The sequence below is a fragment of the Cellulophaga omnivescoria genome, assembly GCF_001999725.1.
In the GTDB taxonomy this organism is placed as follows: Bacteria; Bacteroidota; Bacteroidia; order Flavobacteriales; family Flavobacteriaceae; genus Cellulophaga; species Cellulophaga omnivescoria.
Genome location: NZ_MDDP01000010.1, coordinates 49,684 through 75,424, shown reverse-complemented (window position 1 = coordinate 75,424; position 25,741 = coordinate 49,684). Strand labels below are relative to the sequence as shown.

The following is a 25,741-nucleotide window of genomic DNA, read 5'->3' as shown; positions in this document are numbered from 1 at the left end:
CGGTTTACACTCGTTTAATTTCATTTTCTACCAGTAACTCCTCATTGCGTAGCCTAAGAAAAACTTGAGCTATAGCAATAACATCTAACTCGCAATATTTTATAATACGGTCTATATCATTATCAACATAAAAAACATCTCTAACCATACTACCATCTATATCTTCTTTAGGAGATGGAACTCCAAGTACATTAGTCATTAATTTTAAGGATGTATAGTGTTTAAAATCGCCAAACTTCCAAAGCTCCATAGTATCTATATGTGGTACTTCCCAAGGTTTTTTGCCAAATAAATTTAGTTTTGGTGGCAGGTCTATACGGTTAATAACCATACGGCGAGCAATGTACGGAAAATCAAACTCCTTACCGTTATGAGCGCAAAGCACGTATTTAGGTGATGCAAAATGTGTAGTTAATAGGTTTTTAAATTCTTTAAGCAGTACTTCTTCTACTCCAAAAAAGGTTGTTACTCTAAAATTACGTACATCTCCTTTAGTGTTAAAATATCCTACAGAAATACAAACTATTTTCCCAAATTCTGCCCAAATACCTGCCTTATCATAAAATTCTTCAGGCGTAAATTCATCTTGTCTTTTATAGGCTGTTTTTTGTGCCCAAAGTTCTTTTTTTTCATCGGTCATTTGGCTATAGTTCTCATACTCAGGCACAGTTTCTATATCTAAGAAAAGCACATGTTCCAAACTAATTTTATGAAGCATATTAATGGTTTAGAGTTTAAAAGAAAACTGAATATAAGTATAAATTACCATTTAACGAAATACAGCATACCTAGCCAATAGAATCTTACAAATACAGTTAAGTACCTAAACAATATATATACTTATGAAATTAAAATTATTACCATTAGCCTTAATTGCAATTACACTTTTTTCTTGTTCTAGTAGTGACGATAGTGATGACACCAACAATGTAGATGATGCAGAAACCTCTGAAGAACAAAACACTAACTGTAATGAAGTTAAAAATTATGTTTTTGTAGAAAAAGATGGACTTATAAGCGTAGAGTTTGAGAATGCTGTGTTTACGGAGAATTGGATCCAAAAAAATGACGGTAATAATATTTCTGGCAAAGGATATATGGTTTGGGAAGGAGACCAATACTTTGGAAAACCAGGAGAAGGTTTGGCTACGTATAGCATTAAAATTAATAAACCAGGTACGTATAAATTTTTATGGAAGTCTGCTGTTAAAAAAGGTAACTCTGGATCTGAGCATAACGACACTTGGTTGCGCTTTGCAGATGCTAGCGATTTTTTTGGTGAAAAAGAAGGTAGTATAATTTACCCTAATGACACAGGAAAAACACCTAACCCAAAAGGATCTTCTAAGGATGGTTGGTTTAAAATATACAGAAGTGGTAATGATTTAGATTTTAAATGGCAAGCAAATACATCAGACAACGATAGTCATCCTGTATTTGTAAAATTTGATAAAGCTGGCACTTACACTATGGAAATATCTGCTAGGTCTTCTGGACACGCTATAGATAAATTTGTTTTATTTGATGACAGTGTAAAACAAGCTGATGCAATTGCAGATGAAACAGAATTAAGTGAAATTACTTGTAAAAACTAAATCGTTTTTATTACTTAAAAAACAAAAATCCGATTTATAATTAAATCGGATTTTTTTATACTTTAAAACAAAGTTGTTTGTGTAACCGGACTTTCATGCTCTAGCAACCATTTTTTACGATGTAAGCCTCCTGCATAGCCTGTTAAAGAGCCATCACTACCAATTACTCTGTGGCAAGGTACCATAATCCATAGCGGATTTTTACCGTTTGCTGCAGCTACAGCCCTTATGGCCTTTGGGTCTCCTAACACTTTAGACAACTGTAAATAAGAGCAAGTTTTACCAAACGGTATTTGTAATAAGGCGTTCCAAACTTTTTTTTGAAAATCTGTGCCTTCCGGATTTAACTCAACACTAAATGTTGTACGTTCTCCTCTAAAATACTCTTGTAGTTGATAAACAGCATCTTCCAGCACTTCAGGAATTACTTCCGTTATTTTGCCATTATCAAATACAGAAATTACAGAAAGTCCGTTTATATCACCTTGTAATTTAGCAATGCCTAACGGAGTCTTTATGTAAGCTGTTTCTATCATTTAATATCTTCCGGAGTATCTGTTTTTGTTTCAGAAGTATCTATTTTACCATCTTCTTCTACAATTAACCCTAACTTTTTTGCTCTATTCTCCCAGTTTTTACGGGCTAAAGATTGTAAATCTGCAATATGGTCGCTCTCATCCATAATTTCCATTCCTAGTAAGGTTTCTATAACATCTTCCATAGTTACCAAACCACTAACAGATCCGTATTCATCTACAACCAAAGCTACGTGTTCCCTTTTCTTTATAAAGGTTTCAAATAGTTGCGGAATTGGTGTATTACGTTCTGTTGCTAAAATTTCTCTTTTTATGCTAGACAGAGGAGAATCTCCGTTTTTATTAATAACTTCTTCTAATATGTTATCTTTTAAAACAAAACCAGTTATATTATCTAAAGACCCGCTATACACAGGAATTCTAGAGAAACGCATTTTTGGGTTAGCCTTATAAAACTCGCCTATAGTTGCTGTTTCTGCTGCAGATTTTAAAACCGTACGTGGCGTCATAATATGCTTCGCTAAAATTTCATCAAACTCTAATAAATTACGTATAATTTTAGACTCAGACTCCTGAAAAACGCCTTCTTCATGAGCAATGTCTGCCATAGTTGTAAAATCTTCTCTACTTAAAACGCTACCATGATGTTCTTTACTGCCTACTAGCTTAGTAAATACTTGTAGTAACCATAAAAGCCCGGTCCATTTTAAAATTAGAACCATAATATTTAAAGCTTTTGTTGTAAAGTTAGATAGCTGTTTCCAGTATGTAGCACCAATAGTTTTAGGTATAATTTCTGAGGCAACTAATATTAAAATAGTCATAATGGTTGATACTACTCCTACCATTAAATCTTCTGTAAAAGTTACACCAAAAATACTGGTTGTAGCTGTACCATACATTTCTGCATAAGCAACTTTTGCCTGTACACCCACTAAAATTGCACCAACTGTATGCGCTATAGTGTTTAAGGTTAAAATTGCAATTAAAGGCTTGTCTACATCCTTTTTTAAGTTTTCTAAACCTTCTGCATAACTTTTTCCTTCTTTCTTTTTTACATTAATAAAAGTAGGAGTTACACTAAGTAACACTGCCTCTAGTATAGAGCAGAGAAATGAAAAGAATACCGAAATAAACGCGTAAAATAATAAAAGACCCATAGTATATGATTAGATTACGAAAATAGCAAAAAGTTAGCAGTTCTGTATAAATAAAAACTACTACCAGATATTACCACCTTGCATTATAACAAATACTAAAAAAATTAAAGAATAATTTAAACCTTAAGCTTAGGCTTAACAAAATAGCGCTCTCTTTTTTTTGTTTTATATATGGTTAATGTGGCCATAACACTCCAAATTAAATTAGAAACAAATGATGGTATAGCATTATAATAATAACAGTTTATTGCTATTAATACTGCTCCAAAAAGGTTTAAGTACTTTGCATAGTTAACGTACTTATTATTTTCTATAAGTGTAATCCCATAAGCAAGGATTAAAAAGCCAGAACCTGACCAACCTAATACATCAATTAACAATTTCATTTTTACTAATTTGTTTCATTTATTGGGGTTAAATTATGAAGCAAATTTGCGCTAACAGGCGTTAGGTATTATGATACAAATACGGCTAAAAATGGTAATTTTACGCCAGTAGTATTTTTTTTCTAAATTCAGTTGGGGTAAAGCCTTGATGTTTTTTAAAATATTTTACAAAATTTGTAGGTTCTTCAAAACCAAGTGTATAACCAATTTCTTTTACGCTATCTAAAGTATGTACTAATAAACGCTTAGCTTCTAATATTACCCTAGCATCTATCATTTGCTTGGGTGTAATGTCCATTACTTTTAAAGTTGCTGCACTTAAGCGCTTTTGCGTAACATTTAACTGCTCTGTGTATTTAGCTACAGATTTTTGCCTCATAAAATTTTTATCCAGCAAGTCTCTAAATTTAATAACACAATCTAAATCTGGTCCCTTATTTATAAAAGCAATATTTTGATTTTGTCGCTCTCTTTCTGATAATAGTAATATATTTTGAAGATAATTCCTAAGTATATCAGATTGGTAATTGTCTTTAACCGTGTTTAATTCTTGTTCTATAAATTGAAAAATACTATTGTAAATATGCGTATGCTGTTTTACTTGTATGGTAGATATGGAATATAAATCATTAAAAAGCATATTGCCTCTTAAAAACTTGGTATCTTCATCTGTTTTACAAAAAAAGTTATCTGTAAACAGCAAAACCTCTCCTTCTACAGCAACATTTTCATCAAAACATTGTACACTATTTTTATCTACAAATAAAATTGAGTTTGGTTTAATATCTATAGGATTAAAATCTACCATATGTCTGGGATTTCCTTTTTTAAACCATATAATTTGATAAAAATCTGCTCTGTGAGGAACTATTAAATCATCAAAAAAATTGTTGTACAAGTCTGCAAGATTTACCAACTCAAACTCTTGGGGCAATCCTTCTTTAAAACCATGTTTTTGAATTTCTGATGATGTAGACATCTATTTACAACTTAAAAACCAAAAGTATGGTATTTTATGTTAGTATTAAAGCGTAACTAACGTTGTAATATAATGTGTTTGCTTTTTACTTATACTTAAGCTCTAGTATTTTTAGAGCGTATCTTTTTCCTAATTCTCTAACTCCTTCAGAATTAAAATGTACGCTATCTGTGCGGACTTCACAACCTTTAGAAGAAATAATATGAGCTGTTGGCACTACACTTGGCAATGTATTAACTATAGGGTTCATACTTTCACACTTACCACCTTGTTGCTCATGTACCATTTCACCAGCAAGCAAAGGTACTTCTTCTTCTTTTAAAGACAAATCTGCCAGCATATTGTTGTAAACTGTACGCACATATGTTGGCCATTTTTTATCCCCAGTATTGCTTTCACCCTGGTGTAAAAGAATGCCTTTTATAACACCTTGTTTTTGTGCCTGCTTTGCCAATTGTATTAAATGGTTATAAGGATTACCACTGTAGGCGTTAATTTTATCTGTAAACCAATCTTCCTTATATGTATTAAGATAATTACTGTAAATGTCTTTATCAAACAATCTAATATCAGATCCGCCAACGGCTACATTTACAACTCCAACAGTAATACTGTCTGGTAAATTATTAGCCATTGTTTTTCCAAAATAATCTGCAGGAGACAAACCTGCGTAACACTGACTTAAAGGAGCTACAGCCGTATACCATTCCCCTTTTTTTCTTTTAAGATTATCACAATCTAAAGACTGTAATACTTTAAAACGGCTGTTCTCCAATAAATCTTGATCTTCTATAGTTGCAGAACCTTCCATATTAGACTGTCCAAAACATATGTAAATATGAAAATTTGGATTAAAATCTATTGTATTAGACTCTGTAGTGTGTGTTGTATTTTTAGTGTTAAAAGTAGTTGAAGTAGATGATGCTGGTAAAAATACTTTATAAAAAGTAAACATAAATGCAGTTAAAGCAATGTACTTTATAAATGTAAATTTCATTGTTTCAATATTTTAAACAGCAATAACTTCAATTATTAGTCAACAACGAATGTAAAAACTTTAAGATTTAAACAATTAGTAAATTATGCGAAATATTAATACTTTCATGAAATAGTAATGCGCAACACAGGTTCTAAAACCGGTATTGCGCATTATTCTACTAAACAAATTACTTAGTCTAACAAACCTTTTGTTTGGTCCCAAAGACTTTCTCCCTGCTTTAAAAGCTCGTCTTTTGTTTTTTCCAAATTTTCGGAGCTTGTATACTTATTGTATTCTTCTGTAAAGCTTTTAAATTTTTCTAAAGTTTCAAAAATTTCTTTAGTATGTGGCACATTTTGTTCTTCCATAAGCCTTTGCCAATCTACTTTGGCTAAAATAGATAACATGTATTTTGTGGCAATTTTACTTAAAAAATACTTATCATAAAAACCGTTTAATACTTTTCCGGGCTCCCTATTTTGTACATATATTATAGATTCTGCTAAACGCTCTTTTTCATCTGCAGAAAGTAATTTACTAGCCTGCAACCTCTTTAAAGCTGCTATTGCTTTGTCATTTTTTTCTTTTTTTAGATATAAGTAAGACTCTATAGACCAAATTACCTCATTATCTAATCCTATTTTTTTTGAGTCATTTAAAAACATTTCAAAATCTTCAAGCGCACGTTCTTCATCTATATCACGATCCATCATTAACCTATCAAAACCTCTAAATAAATGATTTAAAGAATGAAAACCAATATGAGTTTGTTCGTTATTTAAGTTTCCCCACTGAAACATTGCTCTTGTAAGAGGTAGGTTTACGTCTTTATTAGCATTAAGCCAATTTATGTTTGATGATATTTCATCCTCCGACAAATAGTACAGTCCTTTTTCAAAAAACAAAAAGCCTCGGTAGTATTGCAAAAGAGCTTTAATTTCAGAATCTGGCAATAATTCTGGGTTGGTTTTAGAACACTCGTATAAAGACACCTCTTTACCAATGTCTCTACTTAAAACTACAATTGCACTTAAAACAGAGTGTTCTATATTCTGAACATAATTTTTTTGCTCTCCTGCCAACAAATTTTGTTTTGGTGTTTCTGGAGCTGCGTTTGCTCTACTAAAAACCTCTAACAAAGTAGGAAACTCATCTTCATCCGTTTCCATTATAAATTTCTCCATCTTTTTATAATCTCTATAAATAGATATATAATCTAAAACACTTAGACTTTCAGAATCTTTAGCGTCATAATTAGAAACCTTATTAAAAATTCTATCTAAGTCGGACTTAAATTTGGAGTACTCAGGACTAATATTACTTTCTGCTGCTGAAGCCCTAATTAAAATTTTAGCAAATTTATAGGTCAAAACTTTATCAGAATCTATACTTTTAACTAGTGTTTGTTTGTCTATAGCTAACAGTTCTTCATCTGTTTTATCTCCACCAAAACAACTATTAAACAGTATTACAATTAATAGTAGTAATATTTTTTTCATAAATCAATTTTAAGGTTGATACAGTAAGGTGTAAAATTAAAACAAGAGTTACTCTAATTACACCCTATTTACAGGGTTATTAAAGATTACCTTCTTTTAATTTATCAGACAGCTGACTTAAACCTAACACATTACTTATTTCTCCGTTTTTAACCACAAATAAATCTTCACATAACAGCTCACAATTCTGCTTGTTTGTTAATATCATATATGCATGAATGTCCATAAATTGATTGATATGTTGGGTATCCAATAAATAAGAACATACATAAATAAGCCCTTTTCTTGGAATAGAAACCAAGAGTTCATTAGAGTTTAGCATTTTGTGTGCCTCTAACATATGTTTTCTACTCAATATTTTTTCACTCGAAAACGGGGTAATTCTGGTTGATAAAATTTCGTAATCGCTTTTTTCATCAGTAAAATCCCAATACATAAAAGGCAATTCTAAATTATCTAAATTGGCTAAACTATGTTTATCAAGCTTTTTATAATCTTCTTCTGTTTTGTTACTTGTTTTTATATGAAAAACATCTATTTCTCCGTTTGCCCCCTCTTTGTCTTTATCCATCATCACAAAAGTCTGCACCGTAGGAGCATAAATATCTTCCGATTCATAAAAAACCGAAACTAACTCATTTGCTAAGTCTAGTTCTTTTGTTTTTTTAGAAACCAAATACGGATAAACCATGCTATAATCCATTTCTAATTTATCAGTAATAACTTCTTTTACAACGGTCGTGGCTTGTGTATTAGCTGTGGGCTTTTTACGTAAATTTTTGGGTTCTGCAGGGCCAAGTCCTAAAATATTTCTCAAAAACTGTATCATATATATATTGTATTAGTACATTAAATAAGAGTATTAAACAGGACTAAACTATATATTTTTGTAGGACTATTATAATGTGTACCTATTTCCGAAAGGTTTTAACCTTTATTCGTAATAGTAAATTAAATATTTTAATGTATTACAAAAAAAGCCTACTAAAAAGTGTATTGTAATTTTTAGTAAGCTTTTAAAATTTGTATTTATAAAATTACCCTAAAATACGAATTGCATCTTTAGCAAAGTAACTGGCAATAATATTTGCACCTGCTCTTTTAATTGCTGTTAGTTGCTCCATAACAACAGCGTCATGGTTTAACCAGCCTTTTTCTGCTGCTGCTTTAACCATAGCATACTCGCCACTTACTTGGTAAACTGCCACTGGCACATCTACCTCGTTTTTAATTTCGCGTACTATATCTAAATAGCAAAGTCCTGGTTTTACCATTACAATGTCTGCCCCTTCATCAATATCCATTTCCGTTTCTCGTATAGCTTCAAAACGATTGGCATAATCCATTTGGTATGTTTTTTTATCCTTAGGAACATTTTGCATATCTACAGGTGCAGAGTCTAAAGCATCTCTAAATGGTCCGTAAAAAGCAGAGGCATACTTTGCACTGTAGCTCATAATACCTGTGTTGTAAAAACCATCATCTTCTAAAGCTTCGCGTATGCTTAAAATACGGCCATCCATCATATCACTTGGTGCAACAAAATCTGCTCCTGCTTCTGCATGAGACACGCTCATTTCTGTAAGTACCTCAACAGACTCATCATTTAAAACCAACCCATTTTCTATAATACCATCATGGCCGTAAGAAGAATAAGGGTCTAAAGCAACATCTGTCATAACCAACATATCTGGACAAACGTTTTTTACTGTTTTAACAGCGCGTTGCATTAATCCGTCTGGATTTACGGCTTCTGTACCTTTATTATCTTTTAAATTATCGGGCACTTTAGCAAAAAGTAAAACCGACTTTAAGCCCATTTTCCATAACTCCTTTACCTCATTCTCTAACAAATCTAAACTATACCTAAAATAATTTGGCATAGACGGTATTTCTTGCTTAACACCTTTACCTTCTACCACAAAAAGTGGTACTAAAAAATCGTCTGGAGAAATAATGGTTTCACGAACCAAAGAACGGATTGCCTCGTTACTACGCAATCTTCTGTTTCTAATAATTGGATACATAATTATTGTTTACTTTAGTGGTGTCAAAGTTACTTAATATCAACCAAAAATACAGAAACCAAGAGCCTTCATTTGAGTACTATTAACAACATTTTACAATTTAAGTTTACTTGGCGTACCTATCAGCAAAAATTCTTAGACAATTTTGATACGCATATTAACGACAAGCACCTACACGTTGTAGCACCACCTGGATCTGGAAAAACAATTTTAGGCATAGAAATGCTTAAAAGAGTTAACCAAACTACTTTGGTATTATCTCCTTCTTTAACCATTAGAAACCAGTGGAGAGACAGGATGCTCACCTTTTTTTTAGAAGATAAAAGTTATACAAACTACTCTTTAAACATAAAAAAACCAAAGCAAATTACCTTTACTACCTACCAAGCTTTGCACGCTTTACATAAAGATTTTAACAAGCTAGATAATTCTAAAACTCTGGTTAACTTTATAAAGACAAACAACATAAAAACTATTGTTTTAGATGAGGCTCACCATTTAAAAAATGAATGGTGGAAATGCTTGTTTGAAATAAAAAAGGCAGATGATATTACTGTAATATCATTAACCGCAACACCACCTTACGATAGCGAAGCTAAAGAGGTGAAAAAATATTTTGATTTATGCGGACCAATAGATGATGAAATTGTGGTTCCAGATTTGGTTAAAAACGGAGATTTATGTCCGCACCAGGATTATGTACATTTTTCTAAACCAGACAAAGAACAAATAAAACACATTGTTACCTACCGTGAAAACATATTAAACTTTATAAATACCCTTGTAGATGATACTGAGTTTACCAACATATTACAACAACATCCGTTTTACAAAAACACCGAAGAAGAGTTAGAAAATATTTATAATAAACCACTGTATTACTCATCTATTTTAATTTTTTTAAATGCCGCTAAAATTCTAATTCCATTAGAAAAAACAACTGTTTTGGGCTTTAAAGATGATAAAATTGAGTTTCCAAACTTAAACTACAACTGGCTACAAGTATTATTACAAGAAATACTTGTTACAGAAAGAGAGTTGCTTTTACCTTTTGAAGAAAAATTGCACGCCATTGAAAGAGATTTACGTAAAATTAGTGCTTTTAGTAAAATGCGAGTAGATTTTGTTGGTGTTGAAGATTTGTACAGAACATTAGCCAATAGTCCCAGTAAATTAAAAAGTATAAATGCTATTATTGCTGCCGAAAGTGATAATTTAAAAAACGATTTAAGAGCTGTTATTTTAACAGATTTTATACGAAAAGAATTTTTGTATTTTGATGGCTCTAAACTTGATGAGTTAAATAAATTAGGTGTTGTTTCTATTTTTCAATACTTACGCACGCAAAGCAAACATAAAGAGCAACTGGGTATTTTAACTGGCTCTATTGTTATTTTACATAAAAATGCCCTTATCAATTTAAAAGAAATAGTAGGTAACACAGAGTTTACCATAAAACCATTAGAGGTTGATGAGGATTTTGTGATTATAACATCGTTTGCCAAGGGTAAAAACACTATAGTATCTGCAGTTACAGCACTTTTTGAAAACGGAACCGTAAAAATACTAATTGGTACAAAAGCTTTACTTGGAGAGGGTTGGGATGCTCCTGCAATTAACACCTTAGTGTTAGCTTCTTATGTAGGGTCCTTTGTATCGTCTAACCAAATGCGTGGCAGAGCCATTAGAACACAAGCTGGCAACAAAAATAAAACTAGCAATATTTGGCATTTGGCTTGTTTAGACCCTACAGATCCCGAAGGTGGTAAAGATTTAGAAAAACTAACCCGAAGATTTAATGCATTTATGGGTGTTGCTCTAAAAGGAGAGCCCTACATTGTTAATGGCTTAGATAGGTTAGGTTTGCCTTTGCAATACACACCAGAATTAGATATTAAAAAATTAAACAAAGAGACTTTTGCTATTGCAACCCAAAGAGATTTAATTTCTAAAAGATGGCAAAAAGCCATAGGTAAAGGAGAGGTTTTTATTAGAGAACTAAACATTTTATACCCTTACAAAGAACCATATACCAAACAAAAAAAATTACGCAGTGTAAACGCCAGTAAATTTCTTTTTTTAGAAGTACTAGTTGGTACTTTTGCCTTAATACCAGAGTTTATATTAAAAAACGTTGGTATACTACTAAGCAAAGGAATAACACAGTTTATATCTTTATTTTTTGGCGCCATATTTTTAGGTTTTATACCCAGGTTTTACAAAGCACTAAAACTGTACTTTTTATTTGGTAATACAGAACGTAAAACAAAAAAAATAGCCGAAGCTGTATTACATTCTTTACTAGCATTACAAAAAATAACAACACCAATAAACAAAATTAAACTAGAAACCGACCGGTATAGCAATGGTGTTTTTGCATTTTACATATCAGGCGTAACCACTAATGAGAGCTCTTTATTTATTACTGCTCTAGAAGAAATTATTGCTCCTGTAGACAACCCCAAGTATTTAATAGACAATAGCTCTTGGTTAAAAAGAAAGTGGAATTTACGTACCTATTACGTTGTGCCTACCATTTTTTGTAAACGTAAAGCAGAAGCTAAAAGATTTCATTTTTATTGGGAAGAATTTGTTGGTAAATCTTCTTTAATTTACACCAGAACAAAGTACGGTAGGCAACAGCTAATTAAAGCAAGGCTAGCACATATTGTTTATCAGTTTAAAGATGCATCTAAAAAAGCAATTACTTGGAGATAATTGTTAAAACAGTAAGACATTTCTTAAAATAACTATATAAAAGTGTAACAAGTTAACAAATATAGTTACTAACCTAGCAACATCACTAAAAATAAAAAATTACATATGCTATCTATTAAAGACCTAAACAAAACGTATCCTAATGGAACAAAAGCGTTAAACAATGTAAATTTAGAAATTAGCAAAGGTATGTTTGGCCTTTTAGGACCAAATGGCGCTGGTAAATCTAGTTTAATGAGAACCATAGCTACCTTACAATTAGCAGATAGCGGCAGTATAGAATTTAATGGTATTGATGTTTTTAATAAGCCCGAAGAATTACGTAAAGTTTTGGGTTACTTACCTCAAGATTTTGGGGTTTACCCAAAAGTTTCTGCAGAGATGATGCTAAACCATATTGCAAAAATAAAAGGTATACAAAATAGTGGTGAGCGTAAAGCATACGTAGCAGATTTGCTAAACAAAGTAAACTTATACAAGTTTAGAAAAAGAAATTTAGGAGATTACTCTGGTGGTATGCGCCAACGATTTGGTATTGCACAGGCACTTATTGGCAATCCAAAATTAATAATTGTAGATGAGCCTACTGCTGGCTTAGATCCGCTAGAGCGTAATCGTTTTCATAACCTATTAAGTGAGTTAGGAGAAGAGGCTGTTGTTATTTTATCTACACATATTGTAGATGATGTTATTAACCTTTGTACAAATATGGCTGTTTTTAATGAAGGGCAAGTACTTGTACAAGGTCATCCTATGGAGCTTACAAACTCTTTAAATGGCAAGGTGTTTAGAAAAAGTATTAAGAAAGAAGAAATTGCTACTTACGAAGAAAACTACACTGTTTTATCGTCTTATTTACGTGGTGGAAATCTAAACATAAATGTATATGCAGACAGTAACCCTGGAGAAGGTTTTGAGGTTATAAGTAACACTTTAGAGGACTTTTACTTTTACAGTATTAACCAAAAGGCTAAACAAACTGTGTAATTATGAAAGAGATATTTTTATTTGAACTAAAGTACAGGTTACGCAGACCAGTAACTTACATTTACATTTTTCTACTGTTTATAATTCCGCTATTAATTTCCGTTTTTGAGGATTCTGGAACAGCACAATTTACAAATAGCCCTAACGCAATTGCTGGTGTTTTAGGTAGTCTAAGCATTCTTGGCTTGTTTTTCTATGCAGCAATTATGGGTGTACCAGTATACAGAGATGAAGAGCATAAGACGGCACAAACATATTTTTCGTTTCCAATAACAGAAAAAAATTACATTATAGGCCGCTTTTTAGGTAGTTTTACCATTGTTACTGTTATGAACATTGGTGCTGTACTTGGTGCTATGATTGGCTTTACTATTGGAGCGTTATTAAACAGACCAGATTATGGAACATATACTAGTTTTGATTTTACAGCTTATTTTCTTCCGTTTATATTTTTCCTAACACTTAATTCGCTTTTTATTGGCGCATTATTTTTTAGCTTAATGACATTTTTTAAAAGAATGTCTATTTTATATTTAGGCGGAATTGTAATCTTTATTTTAACTAATGTAGCCGGCACTTTATTGGCAAATTTAGACAGCCAATGGCTAAGCATTTACTTAGACCCATTTGGAGCACAAGCGTATAGATTTATAAAAAAATATTGGTCTATTAACGAAGTTAACACCCTATACTTACCTTTGTACGGCGAGTTTTTACTAAACCGCCTTATGTGGTTTGTTATTAGTATTGGAATTTTTGCTTTTACAGTATTTAAATTCTCATACCCTAGCTTTTTAATTCCTAAGAAAGCTAAAAAATTAAAAGAAGACACTACAGCTCCACAGAGTTCTGTGGCAATAGAAAACATAAAACAAGTATTTACTAAAAAAGCAAATTGGGGAAATTTATGGTCTTTAAGTAAAATTGAATTTTTATCAATTGTTAAAGAGAATGCGTTTAGAATTCTTATTTTAATTGGTATTATTTTCTCTGTATTTATAGCTACACAATCTACTCAAACATACGGCACACCATCATTACCAATAACTCGTTTTATGGTGCAAGAGTTAAGCTCCGGATTGTTGGTTTTTTCTATTATTATATTAGTTATTTATGCTGGTGAGGCAGTGCACAGGACAAGAAACAATAAAACATTTGAATTTTATGATGCTTTGCCTGTTACCAACACTACACTTTATATTTCTAAAATTATAGCATTAGTAGGCGTTGCTGTTGTACTTACCATAGTTACAATAATAGTTGGTATGCTATACCAAACCTATAACGGATATTTTAACTATGAAGTAGGTTTGTATTTAGTCTTTAATTTTGCTAACATATTTCCTGCATATATTACAACCGTTCTACTGGCATTTTTTATACATATATTAGCAAACAATAAATTTTTAGGGCACTTTTTAGTTATTGTGATTTCTTTGGGTTTACCCATTCTAATTACATTAGTTTTTAAAGTAAATAACCCATTATTTATATATGGCGGTTTACCTAGTAGTTTTTTAAGTGATTTAAATGGATTTGGCCATTATTTAATTGGTGGGTTCTGGTTAAATCTATACTGGATTTTATTTAGCTGTATTTTAGCTGTAGTTGGTTATGCCTTCTGGAATAGAGGATTTTACTCCAATTTTAAAGAAAGACTACGTTTAGCTGCTAGTCGTTTTAAAGGAAAAACCATAATTGCTTTTGTAGCATTTATTATTGGTTTTATTGCTGTTGGTGCATATAGCTACTACAACTTACAAGTACTAAATACTATAGGAAGTGCAGATCATAGCAATAAAATTGCAGCAGATGCTGAAAAAAATTACGCAAAATACCTAAACAAACCGCATATACAAGTTGTAGACCTTAAGGCTAAAATAGATATTTATCCAGAAGAAAGAGACGTTTATGCAGAAGGTAATTTTACTGCAGTAAATAATTTTGACACCCCAATAGATACACTCTTAATGGAAGTAAAATTTGGTGTTGCAGATACTAAAATAACTAAAGTTGTTTATAACGGAAAAGAACTACAACCCTTTTTAAAAGATAGTGTTTACAGACTATTTATATACAAGTTACCAAAGCCTTTACAACCAAAAGACACTGCTTCTTTAATTATTAATACTAGGGCAATAACAAAAGGTTTTGCCAACGGATTAGAGACAAATGTATTAAATAACGGTACATTTTTTAGAGATGATATTTTTCCTTCTTTTCATTATGAAATTGCTTTAAATGATAATGGTACTCGTAAAAAGTACGACTTAGAAGAAATGGACTACTTATTTCCTCCTAGAACCGATAGTACTGCTCTAAAAAAGAGTTTGTTTAATGAAGATGCAAACTACATGAATTTTGAAGCTACTGTGAGCACCTCTAAAGGGCAAACTGCTATTGCTCCCGGTAATCTTATTAAAAAGTGGGATAAAGACAATAGAAGCTACTTTACTTATAAATTAGATGAAAAAACAGATTACTTTTTCAACTTTGCATCTGCTGCTTATGATGTTGAAAAAGATTACTGGACAGCACCAAGTGGTAAAAAAGTTGCTATAGAAATTTATCATTCTCCAAAACACAAAAGAAATTTAAAACACTTTATAAACGGTATAAAAGTATCATTAGACTATAACTCTAAAAACTTTTATGAGTATCCGTACTCGGTTATTAGAATTGTGGAGTTTCCTGCATACTCAACTTTTGCGCAATCTTTTGCCACAACAATACCCTACTCTGAAGATTTTGGTTTTGTTGCCGATTTTTCAAAAGCTGAAGATTTTAACTATGCGTTTAGGGTAACATCTCATGAGGTTGCACACCAATGGTGGGGACATATTGTTAGTCCTAGTAAAACATCTGGATCTAATATTATTTCTGAAACTCTTGCAGAGTACGTGTCTTTAATGACAATGAAAAACGAATATGGAGAAAACGGAATAAAATCGTTCTTAAAAAACTCTTTAGATTCTTATTTAAGTGCACGCCAGTTTAGTTTTAAACCGGAACGCTCATTAATCAATGTAGAAACTGGTCAGCATATTTGGTACCGCAAAGGCTCTATGGTAATGTATGAATTACAAGATGTTATTGGTGAAAACAAAATTAATGGCGCTTTAAAGCAATTTTTAAATGAATACAAGTATTTTAATAAAGGCGTGTACCCTACATCCGATAATTTATATGATGCATTGTATGCTGTTGCTCCAGACTCTTTAAAATACAAAGTTACAGATGGCTTTAAAGAAATTGTTTTGTATGAAAACAAAGTAACAGAAGCTAAAACTAAAAAGCTAGATAACGGAAAATGGGAAACTACTTTTACTGTAAACTCTTCTAAAATTTATTATGATGATAAAGGAAAAGAAAGAGAAACTGATACTAAAAAGAACTTAGTAGATGTTGGCCTTTTTGGACCTGATATTAAAAATGAAGAGAATGTAACTCTAAAAGATCCTTATTATTTTGAATTGAAATGGTTGGCACCAGGAGACAATACATTCACAATTGTTACAGATAAAAAACCTGAAAAAGCGGGAATAGATCCTTATAACAAATTAATAGATCGTAAGTCTGACGATAACTTAAAAGAGGTTTTAGAATAAACTACAACCAAATACTTATATAAACAAAACGCTCCTTTTGGGGCGTTTTTTTGTTTTTTAGAATAAAAAATACATCAATATAAAAAAAGACAACTTTTTTAAAACCCTCTTTTAGTTTTTGCCGTAGGTAAGGTCGTAATCACATATTAAAACACACAAAAATGAAATTATCTAAATTATTAAAATCGACTTCACTAGCTATTATTCTTTTAATTGGAGCAAACACATTTGCACAAGATAAAATGATGAAAGCTGAAACAAAAATGGTTGGTGGCGCAGAAATGTACCCATCAAAAGATATTGTATCTAACGCTGTAAACTCTAAAGACCACACCACACTTGTTGCTGCCGTAAAAGCTGCAGATTTAGTAGAAACGTTACAAGGAGAAGGTCCTTTTACAGTATTTGCACCAACAAATATGGCTTTTGAAAAATTGCCAAAAGGAACTGTAGAAACGCTATTAATGCCAGAAAACAAAGCAACATTACAAAAGGTACTTACTTACCACGTAGTTGCTGGTAAACATTCTGCTGCAGATATAATGAAAGCAATAAAAATGGGTAAAGGAAAAGCAGAATTTACTACTGTTGCTGGTGAAAAACTAACAGCAATGGTTACTAAAGGAAAAGTACAATTAAAAGATGTAGCTGGTAATGTTTCTACAGTTACAATTGCAGATGTAAACCAGTCTAACGGCGTTATACACGTAGTAGATACGGTTGTTTTACCAATGAAATAGTTTTTTATTAGTTTGATTGATTGTTCCCCAAATGTAAAAAGGTGTCTAATATAATTTTAGACACCTTTTTTATTTTAATACGCTTATAAAGCTTTACACTACACCCACTCTTTAGGTGTTTTTAAAACCTGAAGCAATTTTTCTTCCTCACTACCTTCCTCTGGGGTATGGTCATAAACCCATTGTACGTGGGGAGGCAAACTCATTAAAATACTCTCTATACGGCCGTTAGTTTTTAATCCAAACAACGTTCCCTTATCGTGCACCAAATTAAATTCTACATAACGGCCACGTCTAATCTCTTGCCAATCTCTTTGCTCCTTAGTGTAAGCCAACTCTTTTCTTTTTTCTACAATAGGCACATAACACGTTAAAAAGCTATTACCAACCTCTGTTACATAATTGTACCAATCTTGCATAGACATACTTTCTGTAGCTTTACAATAGTCAAAAAACAAACCACCAATACCACGCGCTTCATCTCTATGAGCGTTCCAAAAATACTCATCACAACGTGCTTTGTATTTAGCGTAAAACTCTGGGTTGTGTTTATCGCAAGCGGTTTTACATACGTTATGAAAATGAGTAGCATCTTCATTAAACAAGTAATAAGGCGTTAAATCTTGTCCGCCACCAAACCATTGATCCACAATATTACCGTCTGTATCATACATTTCAAAATAGCGCCAATTAGCGTGTACAGTAGGCACCATTGGATTTTTAGGATGCAACACCAAACTTAAACCACAGGCAAAAAAGTTAGCATCTTCTACACCAAAATACTTTTGCATACTTTCTGGTAACTTTCCGTGTACTCCAGATATATTAACTCCGCCTTTTTCAAAAACAGCACCGTTTTCTATAACTCTGGTTCTGCCACCACCACCTTCTGGACGTTTCCAAATGTCTTGCTTAAATTTAGCAACACCATCTACAGCTTCTAACTTAGCGGTTATAGTATCCTGTAATTCTTGTATATAGTTATAAAACTTGTCCTTCATTTTAAATCATTGATTTATTGCAATATGTTTCCTTTTCAAAATCCCTTATGTTAATAGCTATAAAAGAGATTTCTGGGAAAAACCGACTTAATTTACGTGTTATTTGTTCTGATAAATTTGCTTTTTGCTCTTTAGTTCTGCCTTCCATAATATTAGCAAAAACGTGAATAAAAGGTTCTTGTTTACCTCCCACCAAATAATGCTCTGCAAAAGGATTTAAACGTACTTTTATATCTGCCTCATCAAACAAATTAGTCGCTACAGCTACTGCGTGTACTGATTGTAAAACCTCCGTTGGATTTTGCAATTTTAAAACATCACTAGAACAATCTATAACAAAGTGTGGCATATAAATTATTTTTTAACAACTAAGGTTTCGTTCTTTAAAATTTCTACTGTTTTTACTGTTGCTGCTGTTACCGACAGTGGTAAAACAAGAATTATACCTACTAATGGCACAAATAAAAACAGCATAAAAACAATACCGTTACCTATAGCTAAACCTCTATTATTTTTAACAAAAGCTATACTTTCTTTATAATTAAAATGGCGTTCTAGGGTATAATCTATATTACCAAAACCAGCATAATAGGCTTGCATTAAAAACAACAATATGGTTGAAGCTACACCAATAACTGGTATAAAACCAAGTAATAGAATTGGTATGGTAAATAAAATTTCTTTTGCCAAATTTCTCACGTTTATGCGTATACCTCTCCATAGTTGCTCACTAAAAGATGTGTTTGTATGGCTATGTGCCGGTACACCTGTTAAATGTGCCTCTATTTTTTCTGATACCGGACTCATAAACGGTGCAGACAATGCCATTACAATGTGTTTGTATAACAATAACCCTATTACAACAATAACTGTTGCACCTATAAAGTTAGAAACTGTTGTAAAAGTCTCTTTGCCCCAATCCCAAATCCAAATTTGTGCTATAAAACCACCAATACTACCAGACAACCAAATAGCCAACAAAACAATTATTGCCGCCGTTAACACGCTAATTAGTACAGGAACAAGAAAATATTTCCAAAGTTTAAGCTTAGAAATTAAAGCAAAAGTACCAGCATAGGCTTTTATTCCTTTCAAGATATTTTTGAGCATTTGTTATATTTTAAAATTCTTAAAAACTAAGATACAATATAAACCATATTAGCAGGATATAGTTTTATGTCTTTTGCATTTGCAATTTTTTCGGCTACCTTACTTTTTTCTAAAATAAAGTTTATTAATTCCGATTCCTTTTTGTCTGCATAATTAAAAAAATAAAGTCTGCCTACCGCATTATTTTGCAAGTCCATTAATTCATCTAACTCATTGTTATTGGTGACTTTTTCATACAAATCGGTTACTTTTTGAGCCCAAAACACACTTTTTTGCTTACTTTTTGTGCGTTTTAGCGTGTAAGTACACAATAGAGCATTCCACACTGCGTGTCTAAATGCATTGCCTTTATTGCTTTTACCGTGGCCATCTGGATAGTACGTATTGCAAAAAGCAAATGTTTGTTTTGTTGCCTTTATACTAGGAACCAATAATAATGGATGCCTTAAAAACAGTAAAGACAGTTTAAAAAACTGTCTTATACTTAAACTTTTTATTCTGTTCCAGATTTTCACTAGTTAGCTTTATACTCTTTTACAGCATCTATAAATGCTTTTGCATTTTCTAGCGGTATGTTTGGTAAAATACCGTGACCAAGGTTTACTATGTACTTATCTTTACCAAATTCATTAATCATTTGGTGCACCATTTTTTTAATATCTTCTGGTGGAGACAACAGCCTAGATGGATCAAAATTACCTTGTAGTGTAATATTACCTCCTGTTAAATAACGTGCATTACGTGCAGAGCAAGTCCAGTCTACACCTAAAGCAGATGCACCAGACTTAGCCATATCTCCCAATGCAAACCAACATCCCTTACCAAAGGCAATAACAGGAGCTTCATCTTTTAAAGCATCTATAATTTGCTGTATATACTGCCAAGAAAACTCTTTATAATCTGTTGGTGACAACATACCTCCCCAAGAGTCAAACACCTGAACTGCATTAACTCCTGCCTTAACTTTCTCTTTTAAGTAAGCAATGGTAGTGTCTGTTATCTTTTGTAATAATTGGTGCGCTGCAACCGGGTTTGTAAAACAAAATTCCTTTGCCTTATCAAACGTTTTACTACCTTGCCCTTGTACGCAGTAACATAAAATTGTCCAAGGAGAACCAGCAAAACCTATTAAAGGAATATCATCATTTAACTTCTCTTTTGTCATTTTAATAGCATCCATAACATAACCAAGCGTGCTGTTTATGTCTGGCACAATAACAGAGTCTAAATCTTTAGAAGTACGAATAGGGTTTGGTAAATACGGACCAAAATTTGGCTTCATTTCTACCTCAATATTCATTGCCTGCGGAATAACTAAAATATCAGAAAATAAAATAGCAGCATCCATACCATATCTGCGTATAGGTTGTACTGTTATTTCTGATGCCAATTCTGGTGTTTGGCAGCGTGTAAAGAAATCGTATTTTTTTTTGATTTCCATAAACTCTGGCAAGTATCTACCAGCCTGACGCATCATCCAAACCGGTGGTCTGTTTACAGTTTCTCCTTTTAAGGCTCTTAAAAATAAATCGTTTTTTATCATATCCTATCCCTAACCCTCTCCCAATAGAGAAGGAATTTGTTTAACTTAAACTCAACTTTATAACAAACAAAAGCTAAAAACCAATAACCAACAGCCTAGGTTAAAAGTTAGCTATAATGCTCATTTACTAAATCTATAACACTTTCTACAGTTGGTAATTTTGCTACTCTAACATCTGAAAAATGTTTTTTTGCCTCTGCTGCTGTTGTGTCTCCAATACAAAAAGCAATTGCATTGGCTTTATTTTCTTTTAAAAAGCTTTCTATACCAGACGGACTATAAAACAATACAGCCTCTACGCTACTTGGCACCTTTTTGGCATCAAACTTTGTTTGGTAAGCCTCAACTTCATTAATTTTAATATTGTTTTTCTCTAAAATAGAAGGCATATCATCTAACCTTAAATTACCAGAAAAATAGGTTATTTCTTTTACCGCTAAGTTAGCTACTAAATATTCTGCTAGTTCTTTTGCACTTTTTTCAAAATGCGCAACTGGACCAATATTGTTTTTTATAAAACGTCTGGTTTTACGACCTACACAGTAAATATTATTAAATTTTAGTTCTGAACCAGCGTAATTTGTAAGCACAGATTCTACTGCATTTTTACTAGTAAAAACTACATTTTCAATCTCTTTTTTAAATACTCTTGGTGGTATTCTGTTAGAACTAATTTTTATAAAGTCACTACTTTCTACAGCAATACCATTTGCTAACCTATCTTTTTGGTCATTAGTTAACAATTTGGTAGAAAAAACAGTGGTTTCTTTATTAGCGCTGTGTAAACCTTCCATAATATACTTACCACCACGTTCTAAAACGTGTTCTGCAGCTTCTACAGCCAAGTTATTATGATCGCCTAACTTTACAAGTCTGTCTACCTCTATTTTCTTAGTTCCATCTGGACTTAGTAATACAGCTCTAAAAATTACTTGTTCGCTTTTTATGTATGCCAAAGCACCAATTGGAGCAGTACAACCACCTTCTAACCTATTTAAAAAAGTACGTTCTATTGTTGTACAAATTTCAGTTTCTCTATGGTTTATTTCATCACAAATGGCTAAAATTTCTTCCTCATCTTCTTTTGCTGTAACCATTATTGCACCTTGTCCTGGCGCAGGAATCATCCAATCTAAATTTACTGCCTCTTCTGGTCTTAAATTTAAACGACCAATACCAGCAGCAGCAAATATAACTCCGTTCCACGTATCAGAATCCTCTAACTTTTGCAAACGTGAATTTACATTACCACGTATATCCTCAATCTTATGTGTAGGGTAACGGTTTAACCACTGTGCTTTACGGCGTAAACTACTTGTAGCAATAATACCATCACGAGCGCCTAAAAACTCTTCGTTATTTTTATAAACCAAAGTGTCTTTAACATTACCACGTTCTAAAACAGCTGCTTGTACAATACCTTTAGGCAAAACAGTTGGCACATCTTTTAAAGAGTGTACAGCAATATCTATTTCTCCTTTAAGCATAGCTACGTCTAAGGTTCTAGTAAAAATACCAGTTATACCTAGCTCATACAAAGGCTTATCTAACTGTAAATCTCCAGTAGATTTAACAGCTACTATTTTGGTTTTAAATCCTAGGGTTTCTAATTCAGATTTTACTCTGTTTGCTTGGTACAATGCAAGTTCACTATCTCTGGTACCAATGCGTATTATTTTGCTCATTTTGTTGTATTCACTTCTAATTGAAAAACTTTCTGTATTAAGTCTAAACTATTGTTAGCGTCTGTATTTTCATCTTTTAAGTGATTGGCAAACTGCTTTGTAATTTTCTGTATAATACGGTCTGTTATAATATCTGCCTCTTCTAAGTTAAAGTTAGCAGCCTTTTTGCTATGAAAATCTAGCTCTTCTTCTTTAATAGTATTTAGCTTTTGCTTTAACGCCTTAATTACCGGAGCAAACTTTCGGGTCTCTAACCACTTAATAAACTCGGTTTTTATTTCATCGTTAATTGCTTCTGCCTGTGGTATAAATTGTTTTCTTTTTTCTAAAGTTTCATCTGTCATTTGAGATAAATGATCTAAATGAATTAAAGAAACATTGTCTAATTCCTCTACGTTATCTGCCACATTTTTAGGTATAGAAAGATCTAAAATTAAAAGCGGCTTTTTTGTATAAATTAACTCTTTAGAAATGGTTGGTTGTGCAGCACCAGTGGCAACTATTAATACATCTGTATTTCTAATTTCTGCCTGTAAATCTCCATAATCTTTAACCACCAAATTAAACTTACCAGCAACTTTCTCTGCCTTGTCTTTGGTTCTATTAATTAAAGTAATGTGTGAGTTTTGTGTGTGCTTTATTAAGTTTTCACATGTATTACGCCCTATTTTACCGGTTCCAAAAAGTAAAATATTCTTTTCTGAAATGTTAGGTACGTTTTTAATAATGTATTGTACAGATGCAAAAGCTACAGATGTTGCTCCGCTAGATATTTCTGTTTCGTTTTTTATACGTTTGCTAGCTTGTATAACTGCATTGCACAAACGCTCTATAAAAGGGTTTGCTAAATTATGCTTTTTAGAACGAACAAAACTTTGTTTAAGCTGACTTATAATTTCAAAATCGCCTAGAATTTGACTATCTAAACCAGTACCAACTTTAAACAAATGACTAATAGCGTCGTTGTTTTTGTATACATATGCTACCTCCTGAAACTCTTCTACAGTACCCATTGCATTGTCACACAACAATTTTATTAATTGAAATGGGTGCTTTGCAAAACCGTGTAATTCTGTTCTGTTACATGTAGAGGTTACCAACAAACCATCTATACCTTCTTCTGCTGCCTCTACTAGCAATGCATTCATTGCTTTTTCATCTAAACTAAATTTGCCTCTTACTACTGCATCTGCCTTTTCATAATTAAGACCTATGGTGTAAAAGGAACTATGTTTAGAAATATGATAATTCTTCATTGGGAATTTTTCAAATCGGTTACAAAAATAAATCTAGCATTAGAATAAAAATAACGCTAGAAGAACAATAAGTATCGATTACCGCTTTTTAACCTCTTATTTACACAAAAAAGGAGCTAAATACTTATATTTGTTACTATAAGAATGAATAGCTCTTTTCTATTTAGAAAGTTTCTAAATAGAATGAAACTGTAACAAAATTTAAAATGGAAGTAAAAAATACCGCTCAAGGTTCATTTGAAGAAGTACTAATTGAAGATGGTTTTTACGTACTTAAAATACAAAACGATAGTATTGAAAATCAAAAAGTTGAACGTGAAATAGACAGTTCTTTCATACAGTTTCATTATTGTTTAAAAGGCAATGGAAAGTTTATTTTTAATGAGAGCAGCTATGCCTTAGAGGTTTCTGAAGAAAATTCGCTTTTACTTTACAACACACAAAAAGATTTGCCGCTAAACCTAGAGCTAAGTCCAAATTCTTGGATGGTATCTGTGGTAATGACAATTCGTAAATTTCATTCACTATTTTCTAAAGAAGCAGATTACATTCCGTTTTTAAGTTCAGATTTTCAGGATAAAAAATACTACTCTCAAGAAAATGTGAGTCCGGCTACAGCCATAGTTCTAAGTCAGATTATGAACTACAACCTGCACTCTTCTATAAAAAGTTTGTACATAAAAGGTAAAGTTTATGAACTTATTGCTCTTTATTTTAACAAAAGTGAAGATGCAGATATTGAGCAATGCCCTTTTTTGGTAGATGAAGATAACGTTAAACGTATACGTAAGGCCAAAGAAATTATAATTGCTAGAATGGCAGAACCACCTACACTAGCAGAACTATCTGATGAAATTGGTTTGTCTTTAAAAAAGTTAAAAGAAGGTTTTAAACAAATTTATGGCGACTCTGTATACAGTTTTTTGTTTGAGCACAAAATGGATTACGCACGTAAAATGTTAGAAACTGGCCAACATAATGTTAACGAAGTGGGATTAAAAGTAGGTTACAGTACTGCCAGCCATTTTATAGCAGCTTTTAAAAAGAAATATGGTACAACACCTAAAAAGTATTTAATGTCTTTAACTAACGGCTAATTTAAATGGGTCTTGCAACCATAATACCAATATTACTTTTTATCTTTTTAAGATAATCTACTAGTGGTAACTTAGTAACCTCAACCTGCATAGACACTGTAGAGGCGTGCAACATATGTATACGCCCATCTTCTGCACGTATAGCAATACCTGTATGCGTTACATCTAAACCATTAATAGAGGTTGCTAGCGCAATAATATCACCCGTTTTTATTAGGTGTTCATTAGCAGCAATATCTTCTTGTGCTAATACACAAAATTCATTTTGGTTTAAAGCTTCTTCGGTTTTTAGTATGGTATTGTAATTACCGTCATTTTTTAAAAAAGGATACAAATCTCTGTGCGTACCCATAAAGTTAATTTCCTTTTTAACAATTTTACCACCAATTTGGTTGGTAATATTTTTTACCAAACCTTTGGTTTCATTATTAAAAATCCACTCGGTAAAATAATGCAACCTAGAGCCATAACCATCTAAATTACCATCTCTATACCTAATTTTTTGTAAGGTGTTTGTAAACGCAGTAAAATTTAGACTATCTGTTCTAGAAATTAACCCAAAAGCAAGCACGTTTTCTACAAAAGTGGTACAATCTAAACCGTGCAAGTTAACCACCAAAGACTCTTTTTCTCCTATTTCTAATGTTTTAGCAACATAAGGTGTTTTTAAAAAGGTTTTACCTATAGCCACTAAAGAATCTCCAAAGTTACTGGCATTACTTATTAATTTAACCTGCTTAATTTTAGTTTTAAATGCAACGCTATCTTTGGGACTGCAAGTAATTTGCTGCGCAAAAGAAATTGCACAACAAAAAAATAGAAACATTAAAAACAA

The 25,741-nt window shown here is 32.2% G+C and carries 23 protein-coding genes; 6 read left to right on the top strand and 17 right to left on the bottom strand.

The annotated features are described in order from the left end of the window. Positions 1-4: 4 nt before the first annotated feature. A complete protein-coding gene (locus BFJ87_RS05370; RefSeq protein WP_077401043.1) occupies positions 5-718 on the bottom strand; it encodes a 3'-5' exonuclease in 714 nt (237 codons plus the stop codon). Between the two features lie 124 nt (positions 719-842). Between BFJ87_RS05370 and BFJ87_RS05365 the strand changes: the two genes are divergently transcribed. Beyond that, the gene (locus BFJ87_RS05365) at positions 843-1,595 is read left to right on the top strand and encodes a hypothetical protein (protein ID WP_077401040.1); all 753 of its coding nucleotides are present in this window, start codon (positions 843-845) and stop codon (positions 1,593-1,595) included. A 62-nt stretch (positions 1,596-1,657) separates the two neighbouring features. On the opposite strand, the gene BFJ87_RS05360 is transcribed toward BFJ87_RS05365, so the two are convergent. The 8 genes from BFJ87_RS05360 to hemB all read right to left on the bottom strand — a co-directional run bounded on the left by BFJ87_RS05360 (position 1,658) and on the right by hemB (position 9,161). Next, positions 1,658-2,128 carry a methylated-DNA--[protein]-cysteine S-methyltransferase gene (locus tag BFJ87_RS05360; RefSeq protein ID WP_077402210.1) on the bottom strand — a complete coding sequence of 157 codons (471 nt, stop codon included), beginning with the start codon at positions 2,126-2,128 and terminating at the stop codon, positions 1,658-1,660. Further along, positions 2,128-3,291, bottom strand: a complete 1,164-nt coding sequence (locus BFJ87_RS05355; RefSeq protein WP_077401036.1) for a CNNM domain-containing protein — start codon at positions 3,289-3,291, stop codon at positions 2,128-2,130. The genes BFJ87_RS05360 and BFJ87_RS05355 overlap by 1 nt, the downstream gene beginning before the upstream one ends. Positions 3,292-3,407: 116 nt before the next feature. Further along, positions 3,408-3,677 (bottom strand): CBU_0592 family membrane protein, encoded by a 270-nt coding sequence (locus BFJ87_RS05350; protein WP_077401033.1) that lies wholly within the window; start codon positions 3,675-3,677, stop codon positions 3,408-3,410. 100 nt (positions 3,678-3,777) lie between these two features. After that, on the bottom strand, positions 3,778-4,656 hold the full coding sequence (locus tag BFJ87_RS05345; protein ID WP_077401030.1) for an AraC family transcriptional regulator: 879 nt from the start codon (positions 4,654-4,656) through the stop codon (positions 3,778-3,780). An 85-nt stretch (positions 4,657-4,741) separates the two neighbouring features. Next, entirely contained in the window at positions 4,742-5,653 is a 912-nt protein-coding gene (locus tag BFJ87_RS05340; RefSeq protein ID WP_077401027.1) for a sialate O-acetylesterase, read from the bottom strand. A gap of 173 nt (positions 5,654-5,826) precedes the next feature. Further along, positions 5,827-7,134 carry a short-chain dehydrogenase gene (locus tag BFJ87_RS05335; protein ID WP_077401024.1) on the bottom strand — a complete coding sequence of 436 codons (1,308 nt, stop codon included), beginning with the start codon at positions 7,132-7,134 and terminating at the stop codon, positions 5,827-5,829. A 79-nt stretch (positions 7,135-7,213) separates the two neighbouring features. Further along, positions 7,214-7,963 carry a hypothetical protein gene (locus BFJ87_RS05330; RefSeq protein ID WP_077401021.1) on the bottom strand — a complete coding sequence of 250 codons (750 nt, stop codon included), beginning with the start codon at positions 7,961-7,963 and terminating at the stop codon, positions 7,214-7,216. Positions 7,964-8,171: 208 nt separating this feature from the next. After that, positions 8,172-9,161, bottom strand: coding sequence for a porphobilinogen synthase (gene hemB / locus BFJ87_RS05325; protein WP_077401019.1), 990 nt, complete (start codon positions 9,159-9,161; stop codon positions 8,172-8,174). A 72-nt stretch (positions 9,162-9,233) separates the two neighbouring features. Between hemB and BFJ87_RS05320 the strand changes: the two genes are divergently transcribed. The 4 genes from BFJ87_RS05320 (at position 9,234) to BFJ87_RS05305 (ending at position 17,214) form a co-directional block, all read left to right on the top strand. After that, positions 9,234-11,879, top strand: a complete 2,646-nt coding sequence (locus BFJ87_RS05320) for a DEAD/DEAH box helicase family protein (RefSeq protein ID WP_139344212.1) — start codon at positions 9,234-9,236, stop codon at positions 11,877-11,879. Positions 11,880-11,984: 105 nt separating this feature from the next. Next, positions 11,985-12,866 (top strand): ABC transporter ATP-binding protein, encoded by an 882-nt coding sequence (locus BFJ87_RS05315; RefSeq protein ID WP_077401013.1) that lies wholly within the window; start codon positions 11,985-11,987, stop codon positions 12,864-12,866. A gap of 2 nt (positions 12,867-12,868) precedes the next feature. Beyond that, positions 12,869-16,474 (top strand): M1 family aminopeptidase, encoded by a 3,606-nt coding sequence (locus BFJ87_RS05310; protein ID WP_077401010.1) that lies wholly within the window; start codon positions 12,869-12,871, stop codon positions 16,472-16,474. A gap of 161 nt (positions 16,475-16,635) precedes the next feature. Beyond that, entirely contained in the window at positions 16,636-17,214 is a 579-nt protein-coding gene (locus BFJ87_RS05305; protein ID WP_077401007.1) for a fasciclin domain-containing protein, read from the top strand. A gap of 98 nt (positions 17,215-17,312) precedes the next feature. Here BFJ87_RS05305 and hemF read toward each other — a convergent pair whose 3' ends face one another. From hemF to hemA, 7 genes are all read right to left on the bottom strand, one after another. Continuing rightward, complete coding sequence (hemF, locus tag BFJ87_RS05300; protein ID WP_077401004.1) at positions 17,313-18,215, bottom strand: oxygen-dependent coproporphyrinogen oxidase; 903 nt, start codon at positions 18,213-18,215, stop codon at positions 17,313-17,315. 1 nt (position 18,216) lies between these two features. Next, positions 18,217-18,564, bottom strand: a complete 348-nt coding sequence (locus BFJ87_RS05295; protein ID WP_077401001.1) for a 5-carboxymethyl-2-hydroxymuconate Delta-isomerase — start codon at positions 18,562-18,564, stop codon at positions 18,217-18,219. A gap of 5 nt (positions 18,565-18,569) precedes the next feature. After that, positions 18,570-19,325: an EI24 domain-containing protein gene (locus tag BFJ87_RS05290; protein WP_077400999.1), complete on the bottom strand. Its 756-nt coding sequence runs from the start codon at positions 19,323-19,325 to the stop codon at positions 18,570-18,572. A gap of 26 nt (positions 19,326-19,351) precedes the next feature. Beyond that, entirely contained in the window at positions 19,352-19,840 is a 489-nt protein-coding gene (locus BFJ87_RS05285; RefSeq protein ID WP_077400996.1) for a DUF6973 domain-containing protein, read from the bottom strand. Then, positions 19,840-20,868 (bottom strand): uroporphyrinogen decarboxylase, encoded by a 1,029-nt coding sequence (gene hemE, locus BFJ87_RS05280; RefSeq protein WP_077400993.1) that lies wholly within the window; start codon positions 20,866-20,868, stop codon positions 19,840-19,842. Before hemE ends, BFJ87_RS05285 begins: the two co-directional genes overlap by 1 nt. A gap of 107 nt (positions 20,869-20,975) precedes the next feature. Further along, positions 20,976-22,553, bottom strand: coding sequence for a hydroxymethylbilane synthase (gene hemC / locus BFJ87_RS05275; protein WP_077400990.1), 1,578 nt, complete (start codon positions 22,551-22,553; stop codon positions 20,976-20,978). Continuing rightward, positions 22,550-23,809: a glutamyl-tRNA reductase gene (gene hemA, locus BFJ87_RS05270; protein ID WP_077400987.1), complete on the bottom strand. Its 1,260-nt coding sequence runs from the start codon at positions 23,807-23,809 to the stop codon at positions 22,550-22,552. Before hemA ends, hemC begins: the two co-directional genes overlap by 4 nt. 206 nt (positions 23,810-24,015) lie before the next feature. Between hemA and BFJ87_RS05265 the strand changes: the two genes are divergently transcribed. Next, the gene (locus BFJ87_RS05265; protein ID WP_077400984.1) at positions 24,016-24,906 is read left to right on the top strand and encodes a helix-turn-helix domain-containing protein; all 891 of its coding nucleotides are present in this window, start codon (positions 24,016-24,018) and stop codon (positions 24,904-24,906) included. Position 24,907: 1 nt separating this feature from the next. On the opposite strand, the gene BFJ87_RS05260 is transcribed toward BFJ87_RS05265, so the two are convergent. Continuing rightward, positions 24,908-25,732 (bottom strand): N-acetylmuramoyl-L-alanine amidase-like domain-containing protein, encoded by an 825-nt coding sequence (locus BFJ87_RS05260; protein ID WP_245799591.1) that lies wholly within the window; start codon positions 25,730-25,732, stop codon positions 24,908-24,910. Positions 25,733-25,741 lie beyond the last annotated feature (9 nt).